This window comes from Lapillicoccus sp. (genome assembly GCF_025353065.1).
Lineage (GTDB): Bacteria > Actinomycetota > Actinomycetes > Actinomycetales > Dermatophilaceae > Lapillicoccus.
Genome location: NZ_JANXRJ010000184.1, coordinates 1 through 8691 on the forward strand (window position 1 = coordinate 1; position 8691 = coordinate 8691).

Genomic DNA, 8691 nt, shown 5'->3' on the forward strand with positions numbered 1-8691 from the left:
GGACACTGGTGTCCCGTTCGTGCGGACGCAGGGGTCTGCCCTACCGCTGGGTCGCGTCGCTGACCTCGCCGACGAGCTCCTCGAGCACGTCCTCGAGGAACACGACCCCGCTGATGACGCCGTCGCTGGAGACGACCCGCGCGAGGTGGGCACCGGTGCGCTGCATCGTCGCGAGGACGTCCTCGACGTCGTCCGTGGGACCGACCGTCGCGAGACGCCGTACACGTTTGAGTGGCACGGGCTCCTCGTGCCGCCCGTCATCGGCATACAGGATGTCCTTGAGGTGGAGGTAGCCCGCGACGTCACCGTCGGCGTCGCGGACGGGGAAGCGCGAGTAGCCGTGCCTCGCCACGAGCCGCTCGATGTCGCCCGGGGTCGCGCCGTAGACCACCGTCACGAGCTGGCCGACCGGGACCGCGACGTCGGACGCCTGCTTGTCGCTGAACTCCAGCGCACTGCGGACGAGCCCTCGACGGTCTTCCTCGAGCAGCCCCTCGGCGTGGCTCTCAGCGACGATGTGGGCGACCTCCTCGGCCGTGAAGGCGCTCGCGATCTCGTCCTTGGGCTCGATCTTGAGCATCCGGACCAGAGCCTTGGCGATCCACTCCATGACCCGGACGATGGGCCGCAGCGCCCGCGAGATGTAGAGCAGGATCGGGACGAGCAGCAGTGCGGCGCGGTCGGGCCCGGCGAGCGCCAGGTTCTTGGGGATCATCTCGCCGACGACCACGTGGAGGTAGACGACCACGAGCAGCGCGAGGACCAGGGCGATCGGACTCGTCCACGAGTCGCCGATGCCGAAGCGCTCCTGGACCTGCAGCGCGTGGAAGGCCTCGTCGAGGATCTCGTGCAGCGCGACCTCGGCGAGGGCGCCCAGCCCCACCGAGCAGATCGTGATCCCGAGCTGAGCCGTCGCGAGCATCGAGCCCATCTGCTCGAGGGCGTCGAGGCAGATCCGTGCCCGCGCGCTCCCCGCCTCGGCCATCGGCTCGAGGGTCGAGCGGCGGGCGGCCATCGCGGCGAACTCGGCACCCACGAAGAAGGCGTTGCCGAAGAGGAGCAGCAGGGAGACCCACAGGGCCACGGGATGGCTCACGGAGCTTCTCCCACCTCGGTGCCGGAGCCCCTGTCCTCGCTGTCATCGCTGTCCTCCGCGCCGCCCCCGAGCCCCGCCGGCCAGCTGGCCAGATCGGTCTGGGGAGCGGGCACGAAGCGCAGCCGGTCGACCCGTCGACCCTCCATCCGCGAGACCCGCATCGTCCAGCCCGGGACGGCGACCTCGTCACCGACCTCGGGGACCCGGCCGAGGAAGGCCATCACGAACCCGCCGGTGGTCTCGTATGCCGGTCCGTCCGGCACCATGGCCCCGATCTCGTCGCGCACCTCGTCCGGCCGCCAGAGACCGGGCACCGACCACGAGCCGTCGGTCAGGCGCTGGCCACCGCTGCCCGAGCGGTCGTGCTCGTCGCTGACCTCGCCGACGATCTCCTCGACGACGTCCTCGAGCGTGACGACCCCTGCCGTGCCGCCGTATTCGTCGACGACGATGGCCATCTGCAGCCCGGCCGCCCGCAGCTGGAGCAGCAGGGGGTCGAGCCGGATCGTCTCCGGCACGAGCACCCGCGGCACCATGAGGGCGCTGACCGGGACATCGCTGCGTCGCTCCTGCGGCACGGCGATGGCCCTCTTGACGTGCACGAGGCCGTCGATGTCGTCCCAGTCCTCACCGATGACGGGGAAGCGTGAGTGACCGGTGTAGCGAGCGAGCCGGATGACGTCCTCGGCGCTCGCCGTGCGCTCGACGGCGGTCGCCCGCACCCGCGGGGTCATCACGTCGGAGGCGGTGCGGTCGCCGAAGTCGAGGCTGCGGGTGAGGCGCCGTGCGGTGTCCTGCTCGAGGGTGCCCTGCTGCGCGGAGCGCCGCACGAGGCTGGCGAGCTCCTGCGGGGTGCGAGCGCCGGTCAGCTCCTCCTGCGGCGTGATGCCGAGGGAGCGCAGGAAGCGGTTGGCCGACCCGTTGAGCACGATGATGAGCGGCTTGACGATCGTCGCGAAGACGCGCACCGGGATCGCGACGACCTTCGCCGTGACGAGCGGGGCCGAGATGCCGAGGAACTGGGGCAGCAGCTCGCCGAAGATCATCGAGAAGATCGTGACGAGCACGAGGGCGAGCGTCGTGGCCACCGTCTGTGCGGCGGATCTCGACAGGCCCGTCGCGCCGAGCGGGCCGACCAGCAGCGAGCCGACCGACGGCTGGGCGAGGTAGCCGACGATGAGGGTCGTCAGGGTGATGCCGACCTGCGCCGCGGAGAGCTGGGTGGACAGCTGCTTGAGCGAGCCGAGGACGGTACGGGCCCGGTCGTCGCCCTCGTTGATGGCCTGCTGGACGGTGGGACGGTCCAGGGCCACCAGCGAGAACTCGGCAGCCACGAAGACCGAGGTGCCCGCGGTGAGGGCGATCGCGGCGAGCACCAGCAACCATTCCGCCATAGTGCGTCCATCCTAGGAGGTCCCGTATGCCGCGGGGCCGCCCAGCGCGGCATACCCGCCGCGCCTCCCCCTGGGGGTCGACCCTGACCGCACCCCCAATCCTCCCGCAGGGGGAGGACGGCCCTCGGGCCGAGTGGTGTGATGGGGGTCATGAGCAACTTCGGGGTCACCGGCACCACGCAGGACACGCGCACGGGTCCACCACTTGCTCCGCCGGGTCGGGGGCGCGGCGCCCGGATCGAGGTCCGCGGCCTGACCAAGACCTTCGGCGGCCTGACCGCGGTCGACCACCTCGACTTCACCGTCGAACCCGGTCGGATCACCGGCTTCCTCGGCCCCAACGGCGCCGGGAAGACCACGACCCTGCGGATGCTGCTCGGGCTGGTCCGTCCCACGTCCGGTACCGCGACGATCGACGGGCACAGCTATCACGACATCCCGACGCCGATGAAGGTCGTGGGGTCGGCGCTGGAGGCGACGAGCTTCCACCCGGGGCGCTCCGGCCGCGACCACCTCCGCGTGCTCGCCGACGCCACCGGGGTCCCGCTCCGCCGGGTCGACGAGATGCTCGAGCTCGTCGGCATCCCGGCCGCGGCGAAGAAGCGCGCCGGAGGCTACTCGATGGGCATGCGGCAGCGGCTCGGCCTTGCCGCCGCCCTCCTCGGTGACCCCCGGGTCGTCATCCTCGACGAGCCGGCCAACGGTCTCGACCCCGAGGGCATCCTCTGGCTGCGCGGGTTCCTGCGCCACCTCTCCTCCGAGGGCAAGACCATCCTCATCTCGAGCCACCTCCTCCAGGAGGTCGCGCAGACCGTCCACGACGTCGTCATCATCGCCAACGGCCGCAGCGTCGCGCAGGGACGGATCGAGGACCTGCAGGGCCCACCGACCGTCCTCATCCGCACGCCGCGCGCCGAGACGCTCGTCCAGGCCCTCCGGCAGGAGGGCCTGGCCGCAGCCACCCAGGGCGACGGCGCCATCAGCGTCATCTCCCACGAACCCGCCCGGGTCGGCGACATCGCCCACCGCGCCGGGGTCGCGGTCCACGAGCTGCACCAGGTCGACACCGACCTCGAGGCTCTCTACTTCCGGCTCACCCGTGACCCGGGCAACGTCAACCGCAACCTCGGCGCGAGCACGGGCGGCCTCGCCCCGAATGCGGCAGCGCCGGTGGGAGGAGGAATGCGATGACCCTCGCGATCCGCGCCGAGTTCCGCAAGTTCTTCACGACCCGTCTCTGGTGGGGCATGAGCATCGCCACCTTCCTCGCCGGAGCAGGCTTCTCGCTGCTGCTGGCCATCGTCTTCACCCTCGACAGCGTCAAGAGTCAGCCCAACAGCCTCTCCGGTATCGCCCTCACCCGGCAGGTGTTCACCGGGGGCATCAGCATCGGCTACCTGCTCACTCTCGCGGTCGGCGTGATGACGATCGGTGCGGAGTACCGCCACCGGACGATCACCTCCACCTTCTTGTCCAACCCTCGGCGCACCGTCGTCATGTCCGCCAAAGTCGTCTCGCTGCTGGTCATCGGCGCGTTCTACGGCCTGATCTCCCTCATCGGCTCCGTCGTCGTCGGGGGATCCGTCCTGGCTCTGCGCGGCGGTCACCCCTTCGCCGACGGCTCGATCTGGCGCACCCTCGCCCTCGCCCTCCTCGTCCTCGGGCTCTGGGCCCTCATCGGCCTGGGGGTGGGCATCCTCATCCCCAACCAGGTCGCCGCCCTGCTGATCGCCATCGGCGTCGCGTGGATCGTCGAGCCCATCGCCGGCCTGCTGCTCGGGCTCTTCGCGACCGGCAAGGAGATCGTGCCCTACCTCCCCACCCAGGCGACGCAGGCGATGCTCAGCACCGGCGGCGGCTTCGGGGGGCCGGCGACCAGCACGACGACCTTGACGTGGTGGGCGGCAGCGCTCGTGCTCGCGGCGTATGCCGTGGTCATGGCGGGCGTGGGCTCCGCCATGACGGTCCGGCGCGACATCAGCTGACACCCAGACGACGGCACGTCCGGGGTCAGTCGGCCCCTGACGGCCGGGACATCCGTGTCCCCACCTGTCGCCACGGGTCCCTACGTGTCCCCACGTGTCCCCAATAGAGTGGCGGGCGGCATACCCGAGGTGGTACCAGGCCCCCGCCAACGGGGCTAGGCTTGTGGGGTCCATGTCGCGCTCGGCATTGCGTGGGTTTGTGTTGGGGTCGCGATAGCAATTGCTGACGCGTGAAAGAGGCGTATTTTCTGTGCCCGACCAGTCCCGGACCAACGACCCCATCTCGGCCTTCGGGTCGAACGAGTGGCTCGTGGACGAGATCTACCAGCAGTACCTCACCGACAAGGACTCGGTCGACCCGAAGTGGGCCACCATCTTCGCCGCTTACACGCCGTCCGCGGCGAGTGGCAACGGCACGGCCAACGGGACGGCCAACGGTCCCGGGAGGTCCGACGGCAGCAACGGCACGCGTAGCGGCTCAGCCCCGGCCGGCCGCGCTCCCGACAGCAACGGAACGACCAACGGCGCGCCCACCAGGACCCCGGTCTCCGCCCAGCCGGTGACGCCCCCCAACGCCGCCTCGGCCGCCCACGCCGCCCCTGCGCCGGCCACCGCACCTGCCGCACCCGCCACGCCGGCCGCACCCACCGCGCCCACCGCACCGGCCGCATCCACCGCACCGGTCACCGCCCGCGAGTCCACCGCGGTCGCGACGCCCAAGCCGCGCGACATCCCGGCCGTCAAGGTCGCCGGACCCGTGAACGAGGACGAGGTCAAGCCGCTGCGCGGTCCCGCCGCCCGGGTCGTGACCAACATGGAGAGCTCGCTCGGGGTGCCCACCGCCACGAGCGTCCGGGCCGTCCCCGCCAAGCTGCTCATCGACAACCGCGTCGTCGTCAACAACCACCTCGCCCGCTCGCGCGGAGGCAAGGTCTCCTTCACCCACCTCATCGGCTACGCCATCGTCAAGGCGCTGGCGATGACGCCGGAGATGAACAACGGCTTCGGCGAGCGCGACGGCAAGCCCGTCCTCGTCAAGCCGGCCCACGTGAACTTCGGCCTCGCCATCGACCTCGCCAAGCCCGACGGCACGCGCACCCTCCTCGTCCCCAGCATCAAGTCGGCCGAGGGGATGGACTTCGTCCACTTCTGGACGGCCTACGAGGAGATGGTGGGGAAGGCCCGCACCAACAAGCTGACCGTCGAGGACTTCGCCGGCACGACGATCACGCTGACCAACCCGGGCACGATCGGCACCGTCCACTCCGTGCCGCGCCTGATGGCCGGCCAGGGCGCGATCGTCGGCGTCGGCGCCCTCGAGTACCCCGCCGAGTGGCAGGGCGCGAGCAGCGAGACCCTGACCCGCAACGCCGTGAGCAAGATCCTCACGCTGACCAGCACCTACGACCACCGGATCATCCAGGGGGCGCAGAGCGGTGACTTCCTGCGCATCATCCACCAGCTGCTCCTCGGCGACGACGGCTTCTACGACGAGATCTTCGAGTCGCTGCGCATCCCCTACGAGCCGATCCGGTGGATCCAGGACATCTCCACCAACCACGACGACGACATCAACAAGGTCGCCCGTGTCCAGGAGCTGATCCACGCCTACCGCGTCCGCGGTCACCTGATGGCCGACACCGACCCGCTCGAGTACCGCCAGCGGCGCCACCCCGACCTCGATGTCACCACCCACGGCCTCAGCCTCTGGGACCTCGACCGGTCCTTCGCCACCGGCGGCTTCGGGGGCGAGCCGTTCCTCAAGCTGCGCCGCATCCTCGGCATCCTGCGCGACTCCTACTGCCGCACCGTCGGCATCGAGTACATGCACATCCAGGACCCCGAGCAGCGCACGTGGATCCAGTCCAAGGTCGAGGTGCCCTACGCCAAGAGCAACCGCGACGAGCAGATGCGGATCATGCGCAAGCTCAACGCCGCCGAGGCCTTCGAGACCTTCCTCCAGACGAAGTTCGTCGGGCAGAAGCGGTTCTCGCTCGAGGGCGGCGAGTCCGTCATCGCGCTCCTCGACCGCATCCTCTGCCGCGCCGCCGAGGAGGGCATGGACGAGGTCTGCATCGGTATGCCGCACCGCGGCCGGCTCAACGTCCTCGCCAACATCGCCGGCAAGTCCTACGGCCAGATCTTCCGCGAGTTCGAGGGCCAGCAGGACCCCAAGTCGGTCCAGGGCTCCGGCGACGTGAAGTACCACCTCGGCACCGAGGGCGAGTTCATCGCCGAGGACGGGTCGCAGACCAAGATCTACCTCGCCGCGAACCCCTCCCACCTCGAGACGGTCGACCCGGTCCTCGAGGGGATCGTGCGCGCGAAGCAGGACCGTCTCAACCTCGCGGGCGAGGCCTTCACCGTCCTCCCGCTCCTGATGCACGGCGACGCGGCCTTCGCCGGCCAGGGCGTCATCGCCGAGACGCTCAACCTCTCCCAGCTGCGCGGCTACCGCACCGGCGGGACCATCCACGTCGTCGTCAACAACCAGGTCGGCTTCACCACCTCGCCGTCCTCGTCGCGCTCCTCGGTCTACTCCACCGACGTGGCCCGGATGATCCAGGCCCCGATCTTCCACGTCAACGGCGACGACCCCGAGGCCTGCGTCCGGGTGGCCGAGCTGGCCTGGGAGTACCGCCAGGCGTTCAACAAGGACGTCGTCATCGACCTGGTCTGCTACCGCCGCCGCGGCCACAACGAGGGCGACGACCCGTCGATGACCCAGCCGCTGATGTACAACCTCATCGAGGCCAAGCGGTCGGTGCGCAAGCTCTACACCGAGGCCCTCATCGGCCGCGGCGACATCTCGATCGAGGACGCCGACCACGCGCTGCGCGACTACCAGCAGCAGCTCGAGCGGGTCTTCGTCGAGACCAAGGAGGCCGTCACGGCTCCCTCGACGCCGACGACCAACGACCCGTCGGTCGCGGCCGGGCTGGAGCGCCCCAAGGCCCAGGTCGCCGACGAGCTCACGGCGCCGCGCGACTCGGAGGTCACCGCGATCAGCACGGAGGACCTGCACCACCTCGGCGACGCGTTCATCAACACCCCCGAGGGCTTCACGGTCCACCCGAAGATCAAGCAGCTCATGGAGAAGCGCGCCGCCATGGTGCGCGACGGTGGCATCGACTGGGCCATGGGCGAGCTGCTCGCCTTCGGCTCCCTCCTCAAGGAGGGCACCCCCGTCCGGCTCGCCGGTCAGGACAGCCGGCGGGGCACCTTCGTCCAGCGGCACGCGGTGCTCATCGACAAGGTGACGGCGGAGGAGTGGACCCCGCTGCTCTACCTCGGCGAGGGACAGGCCCGGTTCTGGGTCTACGACTCACTGCTCAGCGAGTATGCCGCGATGGGCTTCGAGTACGGCTACTCCGTCGAGCGTCCTGACGCCCTCGTCCTCTGGGAGGCCCAGTTCGGCGACTTCGCCAACGGCGCCCAGTCGATCATCGACGAGTTCATCTCCTCCTCGGAGCAGAAGTGGGGCCAGCGCAGCTCGGTCGTGCTCCTGCTCCCCCACGGCTACGAGGGCCAGGGACCCGACCACTCGTCCGCCCGCATCGAGCGCTATCTGCAGATGTGCGCCGAGGACAACATGACGGTCGCCTACCCGTCGACGCCGGCCTCCTACTTCCACCTCCTGCGCCGTCAGGCGTATGCCCGTCCGCGCCGCCCGCTCATCGTCTTCACCCCGAAGTCGATGCTGCGCCTGCGCGCCGCGGCGAGCTCCCCCGAGGAGTTCACCGTCGGCGGTTTCCGCCCCGTGCTGCCCGACCCCGCCCCGCTCGATGTTGCAACGGTCACCCGGGTCATCCTGACCTCGGGCAAGGTGGCCTGGGACCTGTTCGCAGAGCGCACCAAGCGCGAGGACACCACGACCGCGATCCTGCGGGTCGAGCAGCTCGCCCCGCTCCCGGGGGCCGAGATCGCCGAGGCCCTCAAGGCCTACCCGGGCGCCGAGGTCCTCTGGGTCCAGGAGGAACCGTCCAACCAGGGCGCCTGGCCGTTCATCGCGATGAACCTCCCCCAGGCGCTCGCCGAGCTGGGCGAGACCCGCCAGCTGCAGGTCGTCTCCCGCAAGGCCTCCGCCTCGCCGGCGACCGGCTCCCACAGGACGCACGAGCTCGAGCAGGCCCAGCTCATCGCGGCGGCCCTCGAGCGCTGAGGACCCTGACCGGGACGAGGACGTGGCCGACCCCCGGCTGAGGTCGTGGTCTGG

At 70.4% G+C, this 8691-nt stretch carries 5 protein-coding genes; 3 read left to right on the forward strand and 2 right to left on the reverse strand.

Translation table 11 applies throughout. The features are described 5' to 3' along the window. Positions 1-40: 40 nt before the first annotated feature. Positions 41-1096, reverse strand: a complete 1056-nt coding sequence (locus Q0R63_RS14410) for a hemolysin family protein (RefSeq protein ID WP_295698619.1) — start codon at positions 1094-1096, stop codon at positions 41-43. After that, complete coding sequence (locus tag Q0R63_RS14415; protein WP_295698621.1) at positions 1093-2490, reverse strand: hemolysin family protein; 1398 nt, start codon at positions 2488-2490, stop codon at positions 1093-1095. Before Q0R63_RS14415 ends, Q0R63_RS14410 begins: the two co-directional genes overlap by 4 nt. 150 nt (positions 2491-2640) lie before the next feature. On the opposite strand from Q0R63_RS14415, the gene Q0R63_RS14420 reads away from it, so the two are divergent. The 3 genes from Q0R63_RS14420 (at position 2641) to Q0R63_RS14430 (ending at position 8637) form a co-directional block, all read left to right on the forward strand. After that, positions 2641-3681: an ABC transporter ATP-binding protein gene (locus tag Q0R63_RS14420; RefSeq protein WP_295698623.1), complete on the forward strand. Its 1041-nt coding sequence runs from the start codon at positions 2641-2643 to the stop codon at positions 3679-3681. Continuing rightward, positions 3678-4475, forward strand: coding sequence for an ABC transporter permease (locus Q0R63_RS14425; RefSeq protein WP_295698624.1), 798 nt, complete (start codon positions 3678-3680; stop codon positions 4473-4475). The genes Q0R63_RS14420 and Q0R63_RS14425 overlap by 4 nt, the downstream gene beginning before the upstream one ends. 250 nt (positions 4476-4725) lie before the next feature. Then, the gene (locus tag Q0R63_RS14430) at positions 4726-8637 is read left to right on the forward strand and encodes a multifunctional oxoglutarate decarboxylase/oxoglutarate dehydrogenase thiamine pyrophosphate-binding subunit/dihydrolipoyllysine-residue succinyltransferase subunit (RefSeq protein WP_295698627.1); all 3912 of its coding nucleotides are present in this window, start codon (positions 4726-4728) and stop codon (positions 8635-8637) included. Positions 8638-8691 lie beyond the last annotated feature (54 nt).